We start from the raw sequence: 14,494 nt of genomic DNA, 5'->3' as shown, positions 1-14,494 counted from the left end.
TATCCCCGCGGCTCAGCGGATGGACCGGACCTCCGGCTCGAGATCGGAGCCGGCGGCGGTGAGCGCCTCGGCCAGCAGGTTGTCCAGGTGGTACGGGTACACCGTTTCCCCGATCCGGTCGAGTTCGGCGATATCCGGCGGCAGGCACCAGCGGTAGGCGGTGACGCAGCGGCGTTCCCAGACGGTCGGATCGGCGGGTTTCGGATCGAACCAGCGCACCCGGGCGACGAAGAACAGTTCCTCGGAGCGGATCAGCTCGCCGTTGAACGGAAAAACCGCGACCCGTCGCCAGATCGGGCCGCGCAACAGCGTGGAATCCAGCGCCAGACCGGTTTCCTCCCATACCTCGCGCACCGCGGCGGTTCGCAGCGTCTCCCCCGGTTCGATGCCGCCGCCGACGGTGAACCAGAACGGCGAATCGGGAGTCTGCGGGTCGTGGCCGCGCATCAGCAGCACGCGGTCCTCGTCGTCGAGCAGCACCACCCGGGCCGAGGTGCGCACCGTGTCGACCTCGAGGCCGGTGGTCGCGGCCGGCGTGACCCGTTCCGCGATCTCGAAATAGGTGGGCAGCGGTGCGGTACCGCCGAGGTGCAGCAACCGCACGGGGCGGCGGGTACGCAGCGCCAGGGTGTCGCGCACGGCGTCGTTGTGGAAGCGACGCGCGATCAGCACCCGCGCCTCGGCATCGGCGAGTTCGGCCACCAGCTGCGGCCGCAGTGAGGTGATGTCGACCGCGGAGAGCGCGGCCGCCAGCTGGTTCTCCGCCGTCTCCCGATCGCTCCAGCCGGCGCGTTCGGCCCGGTCGGCGAGGGCGATCAGCCGCTTGGACTGCTCCGCGGCCGCGGACTCCGACATCGGCCCGGCCATCGAGATCGCGACCGTGCGGGCCACCACCGCGCGCCGCGCCAGGGCCGCCTCCAGCGCGTCACGGGCCTGGTCACCGCGCACGTGCAGGCGGTCGAGCCGGTTGGCGGTGGAGTAGGCCCATACTCCGACGGCAATGATCACGGCCGCGATCAGCGCGAGGACCAGGATGGTCGTCGCGGAGAAGGTGATCATCCAGCGGTCCTCACCCGGGCGTCGCCGACGGTGACCGTCTCGTACACCCGCAGAATCTGTTCGGCCACGACCGGCCAATCGTATTCGCCGACAACCTGATCCGCGGTGCGCACCAGATCCTCGCGGCGGGTGCGGTCGGTGAGCAGTCCGTCGATCACCTCGGCCAGCGCCGCGGAATCACCCACCGGCACCAGCAGTCCCGCGGTCCCGTCGCGCAGCACCCGTCGGAAGGCGTCCAATTCGCTGGCGACCACGGCGGTTCCGGCGGCCATCGCCTCCACCAGCACGATGCCGAAACTCTCCCCGCCCAGATTCGGCGCGCAGTACACATCGGCACTGCGCATCGCCGAGGCCTTCTCCGCATCCGAGACCTGACCGAGGAAGCGCAGATGTCCGGCGTGTTCGCCCGCTTCCCGGCGCAGCCGTTCCTCGTCACCGCGGCCGACGATCAGGATCTCCACGTCGGGATGGCGGGCGACCAGTTTCGGCAGTGCGGCCAGCAGCACGGCCATCCCCTTGCGGGGCTCGTCGTAGCGACCGAGGAACAACACCGTCCCGCCCGCACGCGGATATCCTTGCAGCAGTGGCGCATTCGCGAACGCCGGCACGTCGACCCCGTTGGGGATCTCGACCGCGTCGCTGCCCAGCGCCTCCACCTGCCAGCGCCGCGCCAGCTCCGACACCGCGATCCGCCCGCTGATCTTCTCGTGGTAGGGCCGCAGCACCCCTTGAAAGGTCGCCAGCACGAGCGAGCGGGTGGTGGAGGTGTGGAAGGTGGCCACGATGGGTCCTTCGGCCACTTTCAGCGCCAGCATCGAGATACTCGGCGCGTTGGGTTCGTGGACGTGCAGGACCTCGAAGTCGCTCTCGGCGATCCAGCGGCGCAGCCGGGTGTAGGCGGTAGGCCCGAACGACAGCCGCGCCACCGAACCGTTGTACGGAATCGCCACCGCCTTCCCGGCCGAGACGACGAATTCCGGCAGTTCGGTGTCGTCGGAGGCCGGCGCCAGCACGCTCACCTTGTGGCCGCGTTCGATCAGTACCTGGGCCAACTCCACGACATGTGACTGCACACCGCCCGGCACGTCGAACGAGTACGGGCAGACCATGCCGATTCTCATGACACCGCGTCTCCGGCGGACCGCTCATCGCTGCGCACGGCCTGCGCTGCCGCGATCCGCTCCAGGCGCTGGGCGGACAGATCCTGTTCCCACAGCGGCTGCAACATATGCCAGTCGGCGGGGTGTTCGGCGATATTGGCGGCGAACCGGTTCGCCAGCTGCTGGGTGGCCGCCGCGACACCGGCCGAAACATCCAGCGGCGCTTCGGTTTTCAAGCCCCAGCCCTCGCGCCCCCGCTCGTCCACGGTGAACCAGGCGTGCACCGGCATCAGCGCGGCGCCGGTCTCGATGGCCAGTTTCGCCGCGCCCGCCGGCATCCAGGTGCGTTCGCCGAAGAACTCCACCGGAACACCCTTGCCGGTCAGGTCGCGCTCGCCCATCAGGCAGACCACCTTGTTGTCGCGCAACCGTTGCGCGAGCTGCCGGAACGGCGGCTGCTCTCCGCCGGTCAGCGGGAACACCTCGAACCCCAGGCTCTCCCGGTAGGCCACGAAGCGCTCGAACAGCGATTCCGGTTGCAGCCGTTCGGCCACCGTGGTGAGGCCGCCGTAGTGCTGTACCAGCCACACCCCGGCCATATCCCAGTTCCCCGAATGCGGCAGCACGAAGACCACACCGCGCCCCTGCGCCAGCGCGACGTCCAGATGTTCGATGCCCTGGGGTGGCGGCATGAGCGGCGACTCCGCCAGTGCCGCATGGTCCAGAGTCGGCAGCCGGAACGCCTCGCGCCAGTACCGGGCATACGAGCGCATCGAGGCGCGGATCAACTCGTCGGGCACCTCGAGCGGGTCGACGGCCAGCACCCGGGCGAGGTTGCGGCGCAATTGATTCGGACCCTCGCCGCGGTGGGCGGCACGGTTCGCGCGCCGGGCCGCCCAATCGCCGCCGAAGTCGAACGCGCGGCGCGCGGTGCGTTCGGGCAGTCCCCGTACCAGTCGCCACCCGGCCGCGTAGGCCCGGTCGGTCAGCGCGGCCCTCATCTGTGTCACGCCCCTACCACTTTCATTTCGCCGTATCGGAGTCGGCCTTGGTCACCGGCGCGATCACGTCGCGGGCACCGGCCGAATTCCGTACCGCCAGGACTCGCTGGAAGACGGTGACGATGCTCAGCACCGCCAGGATGTACATCGCGACATACACCGCGTAGGTGAGCCACTCGACGCCGAAATAGCCACCGATGCCGGTGAAGCCGGCGCCGACCAGCACGATCACCAGGCGGTCGGGGCGTTCGATGATCCCGCCGTCGGCCGACAGCCCGCTCGCTTCCGCCCGCGCCTTGGCGTAGGAGATCACCTGCGAGGTCACCAGGACCACCAGCGTCGCCACGAACAGGTGCTTGCTGTGCTCGTGATACACCGACCACCAGGCGAGCGCGCCGAAGATGGCGCCGTCGGCCACGCGATCACAGGTGGCGTCGAGGACTGCACCGTATTTCGTGCCGCCGCCGCGGGCGCGGGCCATCGCCCCGTCGAGCATGTCGAACATGACGAAGAGCCAGATCACCATCGTTCCCCAGAACAGGTGATCGGTCGGGAACAGTGTCACCGCCGCCACGATCGAGGCGGTGGTGCCGATCAGCGTCATCGCGTCGGGCGTGAGCCCGGTGCTCACCAGCGCCCGGCCCAGCGGCGCCGTCGCCTTGGCGAACGTCTCCCGACCGAAGAAGCTCAGCACGCTACTCGACTTCCTTCGCCTCGTGCCACGCCCCGGCCAGCAGGGCCCGCGTCTCCCGCAGCAACTGCGGCATCACCTTCACCCCGCCGACGACGGTGATGAAATTGGCGTCCCCACCCCAGCGGGGAACGATGTGCTGATGCAGATGGTCGGCCAGCGATCCCCCGGCGACGCCGCCGAGATTCAGCCCGACGTTGAAGCCCTCGGGTCGCGACACCTTCTTCATCACCCGGATCGCCCGCTGGGTGAACGCCATCAGTTCGGCGCTCTCCTCCGGGGTGAGATCCTCGAGGTCGGCCACCCGCCGATAGGGCACCACCATCATGTGGCCCGGGTTGTACGGGTAGAGGTTGAGCACCGCGAACACCCATTCGCCGCGCGCGATGACCAGTCCGTCCTCGTCCGACATCTTCGGGATCTCGGTGAAGGGGTGCTTCAGCCCGGCCGAGGTCTTCTCCTCCGCGCCGGCGGGCGCGTCGGCCTCGGCCGGCCCGTTGCGGCTGTCGCGATCGGCGACCGCACCGGTGATGTAGGACATCCGGTACGGCGTCCACAATCGCTGCAACCGGTCCGGGTCCCCCGCTCCCGTGTCGACGATCCGACCCGGATCCTGTTGCGTCACAGCCTCTTCCACCATGCCCTCACTCACGCCCCACCGGTCCGGACCTCGAATCCTTCCGCGCTCGGCGAGGCGTTGTCGCGCCGCGAGATCCAGTCGACGACGGTCGCCACCGCATCGGCCACCGGCACGGTGTTGACCTGGGTGCCGTCGCGGAATCGGAAGCTCACCGCACCGGCGTTCACATCGCGCTCGCCGGCCAGCAGCATGAACGGCACCTTCTGCGCGGTGTGGTTGAAGATCTTCTTCTGCATCCGGTCGTCACTGCGGTCGACCTCGGCGCGTACCCCGTGGGCACGCAGTTCCTCCACCACCGTGTCCAGATGGTCGGCGAACGCGTCGGCGACCGGGATGCCGACCACCTGCACCGGTGCCAGCCAGGCCGGGAACGCGCCCGCGTAATGCTCGGTGAGCACGCCGAAGAATCGTTCGATGGACCCGAACAGGGCGCGGTGGATCATCACCGGGCGCTGCTTGGTGCCGTCGGAGGCGGTGTATTCCAGGCCGAAGCGCTCGGGCAGGTTGAAGTCGAGCTGGATGGTCGACATCTGCCAGGTGCGGCCCAGCGCGTCCTTGGCCTGCACGGAGATCTTCGGACCGTAGAACGCGGCGCCGCCCGGATCCGGGACCAGATCCAGGCCCGAATCGGTGGCCACCTTGCGCAGCGTCTCGGTGGCCTCCTCCCACAATTCGTCGGAGCCCACGAATTTCTGCGGATCCTTGGTCGACAATTCCAGGTAGAAATCGTCGAGACCGTAATCGCGCAGCAGGCTCAGCACGAATTGCAGGGTCGAGGTCAGTTCGGCGTGCATCTGCTCTTTGGTGCAGTAGATGTGCGCGTCGTCCTGGGTCATGCCGCGCACCCGGGTCAGCCCGTGTACGACACCGGACTTCTCGTAGCGATACACCGACCCGAATTCGAACAGCCGCAGCGGCAGCTCCCGATACGACCGGCCGCGCGAGCGGAAGATCAGATTGTGCATCGGGCAGTTCATCGGTTTGACGTAATAGTCCTGGCCGGGTTTGCGCACGGTGCCGTCGTCGTTGTATTCGGCGTCGAGATGCATGGCCGGGAACATGCCCTCGCGATACCAGTCGAGATGTCCGGAGACCTCGAACAGATGCCCCTTGGTGATGTGCGGGGTGTTGACGAATTCGTAGCCGGCCGCGATGTGGCGGCGACGGGAATAGTCCTCGAGTTCCTTGCGGATGATGCCGCCCTTGGGATGGAACACCGGCAGGCCCGAACCCAGCTCGTCCGGGAACGAGAACAGATCCAGTTCCAGTCCGAGTTTGCGGTGATCGCGCTTCTCGGCCTCTTCCAGGACGTGCAGATGGTTCTCCAGCGCCTCCGGCGATTCCCAGGCGGTGCCGTAGATGCGCTGCAGATCCTCGCGGTTCTGGTCACCGCGCCAGTAGGCCGCCGAGGAGCGGGTCAGTTTGAACGCGGGAATGAATTTCGTGGTCGGGATGTGCGGGCCGCGGCACAGGTCGCCCCATACCTTCTCGCCGGAGCGCGGGTCGAGATTGTCGTAGATCGTCAGCTCTTTACCGCCGACCTCCATGACCTCCGGATCGTCGATTCCCGATTTATCGGAGATCAGCTCGAGTTTGAACGGCTCCTTCGCCAATTCCACCCGGGCCTCCTCGACCTCGACCACCCGGCGCGAAAACCGTTGCGCGCCTTTGATGATCTTCTTCATCCGGGATTCGAGCTTGGCCAGATCCTCGGGGGTGAAGGGCCGCTCGACCTGGAAGTCGTAGTAGAAGCCGTCCTTGATCGGCGGGCCGATGCCGAGTTTGGCCTCGGGGAACTCCTGCTGGACCGCCTGGGCCAGCACGTGGGCGGCCGAATGGCGGATGACGCTGCGGCCGTCCTCGGAGCCGGCGGTGACCGCCTCGACCTCGACGTCGGTCTCGGGCGCCCAGGACAGGTCCCTCAGGTTGCCCTCGTCGTCGCGGACGACGACGACGGTGTCGGGGCCCTTGGTGGCCAGGCCCGCTTCGCGCACCGCGGCGCCCGCCGTCGTCCCGGCCGGCACCCGGACGAGGGCGGCGGGGGTTATGCGGGCTGAGGTGGTCACGGCTGCGCTCTCCTTAGACATGTCGGCATTCTTGTTCCGGGCCGGTCGACGAACAGAAATCTCACCGGCCCGACCAATGCTATCGGGACGGTACCGGTCGTGCGCCGATGGACCGGCCGCGAAGCGGCCGCGGCCCGCTCACCCGCGCCGGGCCAGCTCGGTGAGCAGCCGCTCGCGCTCGGCGGCGGGCCTTTTGGGGCAGCTGGTGCACATATCGCAACCGGGCACCTCGTAGACCAGGCAGCAGGAGATGCGCCGCACGAACGTACGCGCGGCGATGTCGGTGAATCGCGGCGCGGGCAGCCGCTCCCCGACCTGCGCGGCCAGCCGCGCCCCCGCCTCGGGATCGCCCGCGTCGATGGCCCGGTTGCCGATCGCGTCGGCGACGATCGCCCACAGCGCTGCGGGACCGGCGCCGGTCACCCGGGCCACGACCGGGATCACGCGCCGCAGAGTGTCGCCCAGCGCGGCGCCGACCGCCTCGGACTCGCCCGCGGATTCGGGCACGATCCGCTCGATGCCACCGTCGGGGCGGATCTCGCAGCGCAACCGTTCCAGCGTGGGGTCGGGTGCCGGTGCGCCGGTCGCGTAGGCCTCGGTGATCGGATCCACCAGCGCCGAGGCGGCCATACACCACCACAGCGTGCCCGAGACACGGGAATTGCCTGTGCCCCAGGAGATTCCCATATCGGCGATCCGTTCCGACAGCCACGCGGGCTCGGTGAGTTTGATGCCGGCCACCTGGGCGGGCCTCCCGGACGCCACCGACTGCGCCACCATTTCCATCCGACTCCGATCCACATCGATCCAGCGAATGCACCACGTCCACCATGGCATGTCCGGCGCGCTCGGATCGAGGCGGCGGCAGGGTTTCGGGGTGCGCCGCTCAGCGTATCGGCGCGGGCGACGCCGACGTTCAGGCGCGCCGCGACAGCCGTCCCCGGGTCGTGGCGGGACGGCTGCCGCGGCGAAGGTGGACGGGTGCGCGAGTTCGGCTGTCGGGCCGACGAACTCGCGCACCCTCCGCCCGGATCAGGCGTGGGTCGGATTCCGGGCGGGTATTCCGGGTCGCTCGGCATCGGTGATCTCGGCGATGCCGGTCGTGGTGACCTCGAGGACCCGTGCGGTTCCGATATCGAAGAACAGGCCCGAAAGCGCAACACCGCGCTCGTCGACGGCCCGTGCGACGACCGGATGCTCCCGCAGCGTCTCCAGCTGGACCGCGACGTTGACCATGCTCAGCTGGTCGGCCGGGCCGTATCCGGCGGCCGCCGCGGCCGCCGCCACCGGATGGCCGCCGCGATAGCGCTGCAGGGCCTCGGCGCCGTGGGCCAGCCAGTCGTCGATATCGGGGCCGGCGGACCGATCCGACAGCAGGGCGTTCATCGCACCGCAGCCCGAATGTCCGCACACCACGACGTTGCGTACCGACAGATTGTGCAACGCGAAACTCAGCGCGGCGTCCACCGACACATCGGTGCCGCGCGCCGGGATCAGATTGCCGATGTTGCGGACGGTGAACAGGTCACCCGGACCGCTGTTGGTGATCACGTTCGGCACGATCCGCGAGTCGGAGCAGGTCAGGAAGAAGGAGTCCGGGTCCTGACCGTTGCGTAATTCGTCCAGGTGCGGCCGCATCACGTGGGCGTGGCTGCGGTGGTAGGCGGCGACACCGGCGGCGACGGGATTGCCACCCTCGGAACGCCACGGCCCCAGCACATCGTCGAGCAGCCCGCGGGCCCGGGCGCGCCGCGGCGGACGCTCGGCCGCATCGGCCATGCGCGCGGTCCCGATCTCGACGAATTCGACGGTGCCGCCGGTACTTTCGTGCTGCTTCGCCCAAGAGTGGATGGCGTCGTAGGCGGCGTGGTCGAGGAAGTCGACCGTCAGCTCCACCAGGACGTCCGCGCCGGCGGGCACCGTGGCCAGCTGCCCGGTCAGCTTCGGCAGGGCGAGGAAGGTGCAGGTGCCGTCGACGCTCACCAGCCACCGGTCGGTGCCCTCGACCGGAGCGGCCTCGACCGAGACGCGCACCACGCGCCACAGCAGCAGCGCGAAGGCGACGACCAGACCGATCAGCACACCTTCGAGCAGGTTCAAGAACACCACCGCGGCGATGGTCACCGCGTAGATCACCAGTTCGCCGGTGCGGTGCGCGATCTTGATGTGGGCGAGCTTCACCAGCTGGATGCCGATCATCACCAGCAGACCGGCCAGCGCCGATTTCGGGATCTGCTCGACCACGCCCACCAGGGCGATCGAGAACAGCAGCACCCAGACGCCGTGCAGCAGCGCCGAGGCCCGGCTGCGCGCACCGGCGGTCACATTCGTCGCACTGCGCACGATCACGCCGGTGACCGGCAGGCCACCTATCATGCCCGAGGTCACGTTGGCCGCACCCTGCGCCATGAGCTCACGGTCGAAGTTGGTACGCGGTCCGTTGTGCATCTTGTCGACGGCGACGGCCGACAGCAGGCTTTCCACACTGGCGATCAGGGCCACGGTCAGCACCGCCAGCGCGACACCGCTCCAGTCTCCGCTGGGCATGTCCGGCAGGCCGACGGCGTCGAACAGCGACCCGCTCATCGTGATGCGGGCGGGGTCTCCGGGCAGCACCAGCGACAGCGCGGTGGCGACCACGATCGCCACCAGCGGTCCGGGGACCACGCGGATCTTGGCCGGCACCCAGCGCCAGCCGAGCATGATCGCGATGACCAGCCCGCCGATCACGACGTCGATACCGCTGAGGTGCAACAGCTGATTCGGCAACTCGGCGACGTTCTCCCACGCCGAGCTCTGCGACGATCCGCCGAGCAGCACATGAACCTGCTGCAAGGCGATGGTGATACCGATGCCGGCGAGCATCGCGTGCACGACGACCGGTGCGATGGCGAGCGCGGCGCGCGCGATCCGGCTCAGGCCGAACACGATCTGCAGCAGACCCGCGCAGACGGTGATGAAACAGGTTGTCTTCCAGCCGAATTGATTGATGGTCTCGGCCATGACCACGGTCAGGCCGGCGGCCGGACCGCTGACCTGCAGGACGGAGCCCCCCAGGGTTCCCACCACGATGCCGCCCACGGCGGCGGCGATGAGTCCGGCCGCGACCGGGGCGCCGGTGGCGACCGCGATGCCGATAGAGAGCGGGAGCGCGACGAGAAAGACGACGACGGATGCGGGTAGATCGTGTCGAAGGACCGAATTCATCCGGTCCGACCAGCTGGGGCCCGGCGGGGCCGAGGGTCTGGGCGTAGCGACGGTGTCGGTGGACATATTGCTCCTTCACCGGAGCCGCCGCGGCGGTCCGGTCGGTCGAACATGTTCTCCAGGCATCGAATTCAGCTGCGAGACTTCGTTGTCCAGCAGTGAGCCGGAAGCGAGGGCAACCCTAATAGTAAAGACTAAGCAAAGGCTTAGAAAAGGATCTTTAGCCTCGCACACGATCCGGATTCGATGTGACGGCCCTCACCCGCCTGGAGCTCCGACCTGCACCGGCACCACTGTGCGCCCGCTCAGCGCGCGTTTTCCATCCGGCGAAATTGCCAGAACTGGGAATGCTCCTTTCAGGACACCGGGACAGGTGCGGGGTGGCGGAGGTCGTCGATATCGGCGATACCGTCGGGCGTGATCGCGAGGACGCGGGCGGTGGCGATATCGAAGAACAGTCCCGACAGCACCACACCGCGCGCCTCGATCCCGCGCCGCACGACGGGATGGGCGGCCAGCGTCTCGATCTGCACGGCGACGTTCACCATGCCCAGCTGGTCGACCTCGCCGTATCCGGCGGCCGCGGCCGCCGCCGCCACCGGGTGCCCGGCGCGGAAGCGCTCGAGCGCGGGGCGGCCGTGCGCGAGCCAGTCGTCGAGGCCCGAGCCGGTGTGCAGACCGTGATGCAGTGCGTCCATGGCACCGCAGCCGGAATGCCCGCAGACGACGATCGAGCGCACGTCGAGTTTGTTCAGTGCGTAGACCAGCGCGGCCTCGACCGAGGTGTCGCGGCCGTCGGCGGGGATCAGATTACCGACATTGCGCACGGTGAACAGATCGCCGGGGCCGCTGTTGGTGATCACGTTGGGCACGATGCGGGAGTCGGCGCAGGTGACGAACAGCGATTCCGGATCCTGGGTGTGCCGAAGTTCGTCCAGATGCGGCCGCATCATGTGGGCGTGCCCGCGGTGATAGGCCGCGATCCCGGCGGCGATCCGATCGGTGCGGGTGGTGGGACGCCAGGGCGCGAGCACGTCGTCGAGCATGCGCCGGGCGTGGCCGCGCGCGGGCGGCCCCGCGGTGAGGTCGGCGATGCGCACGGCGCCGAGTTCGACGAATTGCACCGTGCCGCCGAGGCTTTCGTGCCGCTGCGCCCATTCGTGCAGGGTGTCGGAGGCGGCGTGGTCGATGAAGTCGACGGTCATCTCCACGGTGACCGCGACGCCCGCGGGAATCCGCGCCAGCGCAGCGGTGAGGCGCGGCAGGGCCAGGAAGGTGGCCGAACCGTCCACGGTCACGAGCCAGCGCCCGGTGTCGCCGACCGGCGCGGCCACGATCACCACCCGCACCACCCGCCACATGAGCAGCGCGAACGAGAGCACCAGCCCGATCAGCATACCCAGCAGCAGATTGCCGAAGATCACCACGAGAACCGTTGCGGCATAGACGATCAGATCACCGGCGCGGCGCGCGAGGCGGATGTGCGCGAGTTTCACCAGGCCGATACCGATGACGATCAACAGCCCGGCCAGCGCCGCCTTCGGGATCTGACGCACCACCTCGACCAGCGCGACGGAGAACACCAGCACCCACACGCCACTGAGCATGGTGGAGGCCTTGGTCCGCGCGCCGGCCTTGGCGTTGGTGATACTGCGGACGATGACCGCGGCGATGGGCAGGCCGCCGAGCATGCCGGAGGTCATGTTCGCGACGCCCTGGCCGAGCAGTTCGCGGTCGAGGTCGGTGCGGTACTCCGGCCGCAACCGGTCGACGGCCACGGCGGACAGCAGCGTCTCCACGCTGGCGATCAGCGCGATGGTGAAGGCGGTCAGCACGACCGCACTCCAATTGCCGTGCGGCAGTTGCGGTAACGACATCGCGTCGAACAGCGACCCGTGCAGCGTGATGCGTTCCACGCTGGTGGGCACCACCATCGCCAGCGCCGTCGCCGCGACCACGGCGGCCAGCGGCGCCGGTACCGCACGAATCCGGCCCGGCAGATAGCGCCAGCCCAGCATGATCGCGATCACCACCCCGCCGACCAGCGCGTCGCCGGCGTGCATCACCGTCAGCTGATGCGGCAGTTGCACGATGCTCGCCCACGACGAACTCAACGTCTGCCCGCCCAGCAGGACGTGCAGTTGCTGCAGTGCGATCACGACGCCGATGCCGGCGAGCATGGCGTGCACCACCACGGGCGCGATGGCCAGTGCGCCGCGCGCGATCCGGCTCAGGCCGAACACCACCTGCAGCGCACCGGCGCACACGGTGATGAAACAGGTTGTCGCCCAGCCGAACTGGTGGATGGATTCGGCCACCACGACGGTGAGGCTGGCGGTGGGGCCGCTGACCTGCAGTACCGAACCGCCACACAGCCCGGCGACCAGACCGCCGACCACGGCGGCGATCAAACCGGCCGCGACCGGCGCGCCCATGGCGACGGCCACGCCGATGGACAGGGGTAGCGCGACGAGGAAAACCACCACGGAGGCGGGTAGATCGTGGCGTAGAACGACCGAAAGGCCCCGAGGTGACGTCCGTCGGACCGAGTCGGTGTCGGTGGACATATTTCTCCTTCGCCGAACCGGTGTCGGTTCGGTCCATCGGTGGAACATGTACTGGCATCGAGAGCGGGCGGGCGAAGCGGATGACGCGAGATGTGTTGCGCCTGCGACGCATCCGGACATGGAGGTCCGGCAGCGGCCCAACGCACCTAATAGTAAAGACAACGCAAAGCAGTTGGAAAGGGTTTTCAGCACAAAAGTCGGCGCCGGTACTCAATTGTGATCTATATCACAACTCGACTCGAGGTCCGGAGTCACCAGGGATCACCCCCGAACGTAGCAATGCACCGAAAGACGATGGCGCAGAATCGCTTCGCCGCACCCACGGGCGATACTACCCCAGCGGCGTTCCTGGTCACTTGTACGATTCTCCTATCACCGAGGCCGACCGCGACCGGCGCGGCGCGCTGCGGGACAGTGGGAAGGACAGGGTCGGTGCCGTGTGCCGACCGCGACCCGGACGAGGAGGCAGCAATGCATATCGCGGTTCTGGGAATGGGACGGATGGGCCGCGCCGTGGCCGGGCGCCTGCTCGACGGCGGACATCGGGTGACGGTGTGGAACCGCACCGAAGGTAAAGCGGCCGAATTGATTTCGGCCGGAGCGACGGAGGCGGGAACTGTCGCGGCGGCCGTGTCGGGAGTCGACGCGGCCCTCACCGCGCTCGCCGACGACGCCGCGGTAACCTCGGTGGCCTTCGGCGAACTGCAGACATCGCTCGATTCCGGCACCCCGTACATCGACTGTTCGACCGTCTCCCCCGCATTGGGCGCCGCTCTCGCCGACGGCTTCGGTGACCGGTTTCTCGCTCTTCCGATCGTCGGCGCGCCCGGCGCGGTCACGGCGGGGAAGGCGACGCTGCTGGCCGGTGGGCCCGCGCCACTGCGGGACCGGCTCGCACGTCTGCTCGGCACGCTCTCCGAGCGGGTGCGCCACTACGATTCGGCGGCACATGCGCTGACCGCCAAAGTCACCACGAATTTCCTGCTGATCTCCGGGGTCGTGGCGCTGGCGGAGGCGTTCACCGTGGGACGATCCGGCGGACTCGGCGACGACCAGCTGCGCGAACTGCTCGCCGACGCGCCGGTCGTCGCGCCCGCGCTGGCGAACCGCTTCGACGCCGTGCTCACCGCGTCCCCGGACGGATGGTGGACCACCGTCCTGGGCGCCAAGGACGCGGGACTCGCCGTCGACATCGCCACGCAGGCGGGTGCCCACCTGCCGTTGGCGGAAATCGTCCGCAAGCGATACGAGGATGCGGCACGAACGAATCCCGGCGCCGATATCGCGGCCATCGCCGCGCTGTACCGGGACGGCGGCGACTCGGCGCAGGGGTGACGACCGGGGCTAGTCAGCTCCCGGCTGAGCTTCGGATCGAGCGAAGTGCACGACTTCCCACAGATGCCCGTCGGGGTCGGCGAAGTAGCCGGCGTAGATCCCCCACGGCCGCGTGCGCGCGGGCTGGACCACGGTGCCGCCCGACGCGCCTGCGAGTTCCAGAACTCGTTCCGCCTCGGCGTCACTGTCGACGAACCAGCCCGGACTCATCGCGGAACCGTGCATCCGTTCCGGCGGGATTCCCGCATCCTTGGCCAGGTCGTCGCGGCCGTACAGCGCCAGCGTCACTCCGTTGCCGAGCGTGAACATGACCACCGCCCCGCCGGGATTCTCCGCATCCGGCCGGAATTCGGTTCCGATGATCCCCGGCGACTCGAGTCCGAGCGCCCGGTAGAACCGCAACGACACCTCCAGATCGCCCACGCCCAGCGTGATCGCATGGATCTGTGCTCGCACCCCGATACCTCCGTTCTCGCCGTCTTCCGCATGCAGTCAACTCCGCCGGCGCCGGGCCTGTCTTGAACGGATCGGACATACCACCGAGCGGTGTCACTCCCACCGCCCACCCTGCATCTCTCCCACCGCCCACCCTGCATCTCTCCACCGCCCCACCGTGGTCGCTCCCGCCAACCCTCTCTGCGTCGCTCCCACCAATCCCGGCATCACTCCGGCCCACCCCCTCCGCACTCCCACCATCCGCCCGCGTAACTTCCGACACCGGGGTTGCGGACGGGACCGCATCTTGCCGAGCGACCGCGAAATACCGTCCGACGGCACCGAAAACCGCTGGTAACGCCTTTGCGCACCGATCCGGTCGGCCGCGTAACC

11 protein-coding genes are annotated in these 14,494 nt (G+C 68.6%); 1 reads left to right on the top strand and 10 read right to left on the bottom strand.

Annotated elements, in window-relative coordinates:
• Nucleotides 1-12: 12 nt before the first annotated feature.
• From NK1_RS20240 to NK1_RS20200, 9 genes are all read right to left on the bottom strand, one after another.
• Entirely contained in the window at nucleotides 13-1,056 is a 1,044-nt protein-coding gene (locus NK1_RS20240) for an NUDIX hydrolase (protein WP_063010860.1), read from the bottom strand.
• A complete protein-coding gene (locus NK1_RS20235) occupies nucleotides 1,056-2,180 on the bottom strand; it encodes a glycosyltransferase family 4 protein (protein ID WP_063010804.1) in 1,125 nt (374 codons plus the stop codon). Before NK1_RS20235 ends, NK1_RS20240 begins: the two co-directional genes overlap by 1 nt.
• Nucleotides 2,177-3,160, bottom strand: a complete 984-nt coding sequence (locus tag NK1_RS20230) for a phosphatidylinositol mannoside acyltransferase (protein WP_063010802.1) — start codon at nucleotides 3,158-3,160, stop codon at nucleotides 2,177-2,179. Before NK1_RS20230 ends, NK1_RS20235 begins: the two co-directional genes overlap by 4 nt.
• 22 nt (nucleotides 3,161-3,182) lie before the next feature.
• On the bottom strand, nucleotides 3,183-3,854 hold the full coding sequence (gene pgsA, locus NK1_RS20225) for a phosphatidylinositol phosphate synthase (RefSeq protein ID WP_063010801.1): 672 nt from the start codon (nucleotides 3,852-3,854) through the stop codon (nucleotides 3,183-3,185).
• Nucleotide 3,855: 1 nt separating this feature from the next.
• Nucleotides 3,856-4,491 (bottom strand): ATP adenylyltransferase, encoded by a 636-nt coding sequence (locus tag NK1_RS20220; RefSeq protein ID WP_063010799.1) that lies wholly within the window; start codon nucleotides 4,489-4,491, stop codon nucleotides 3,856-3,858.
• 8 nt (nucleotides 4,492-4,499) lie between these two features.
• Entirely contained in the window at nucleotides 4,500-6,578 is a 2,079-nt protein-coding gene (thrS, locus tag NK1_RS20215; protein ID WP_218023143.1) for a threonine--tRNA ligase, read from the bottom strand.
• Nucleotides 6,579-6,695: 117 nt separating this feature from the next.
• Entirely contained in the window at nucleotides 6,696-7,343 is a 648-nt protein-coding gene (locus NK1_RS20210) for a (2Fe-2S)-binding protein (RefSeq protein WP_063010795.1), read from the bottom strand.
• 246 nt (nucleotides 7,344-7,589) lie between these two features.
• Complete coding sequence (locus NK1_RS20205; RefSeq protein WP_063010793.1) at nucleotides 7,590-9,830, bottom strand: SulP family inorganic anion transporter; 2,241 nt, start codon at nucleotides 9,828-9,830, stop codon at nucleotides 7,590-7,592.
• A 290-nt stretch (nucleotides 9,831-10,120) separates the two neighbouring features.
• The gene (locus NK1_RS20200; protein WP_063010791.1) at nucleotides 10,121-12,331 is read right to left on the bottom strand and encodes a SulP family inorganic anion transporter; all 2,211 of its coding nucleotides are present in this window, start codon (nucleotides 12,329-12,331) and stop codon (nucleotides 10,121-10,123) included.
• 471 nt (nucleotides 12,332-12,802) lie between these two features.
• Here NK1_RS20200 and NK1_RS20195 point away from each other — a divergent pair, with 471 nt between their 5' ends.
• On the top strand, nucleotides 12,803-13,666 hold the full coding sequence (locus NK1_RS20195) for an NAD(P)-dependent oxidoreductase (protein ID WP_063010789.1): 864 nt from the start codon (nucleotides 12,803-12,805) through the stop codon (nucleotides 13,664-13,666).
• Between the two features lie 9 nt (nucleotides 13,667-13,675).
• Here NK1_RS20195 and NK1_RS20190 read toward each other — a convergent pair whose 3' ends face one another.
• Complete coding sequence (locus NK1_RS20190) at nucleotides 13,676-14,122, bottom strand: VOC family protein (RefSeq protein ID WP_063010787.1); 447 nt, start codon at nucleotides 14,120-14,122, stop codon at nucleotides 13,676-13,678.
• Between the last annotated feature and the right edge of the window lie 372 nt (nucleotides 14,123-14,494).

It is taken from the genome of Nocardia kruczakiae NBRC 101016, assembly GCF_001612965.1.
GTDB lineage: Bacteria > Actinomycetota > Actinomycetes > Mycobacteriales > Mycobacteriaceae > Nocardia > Nocardia kruczakiae.
Note: the sequence above shows the minus strand (reverse complement) of the source record. Positions and strands in the feature narration are given on the sequence as shown.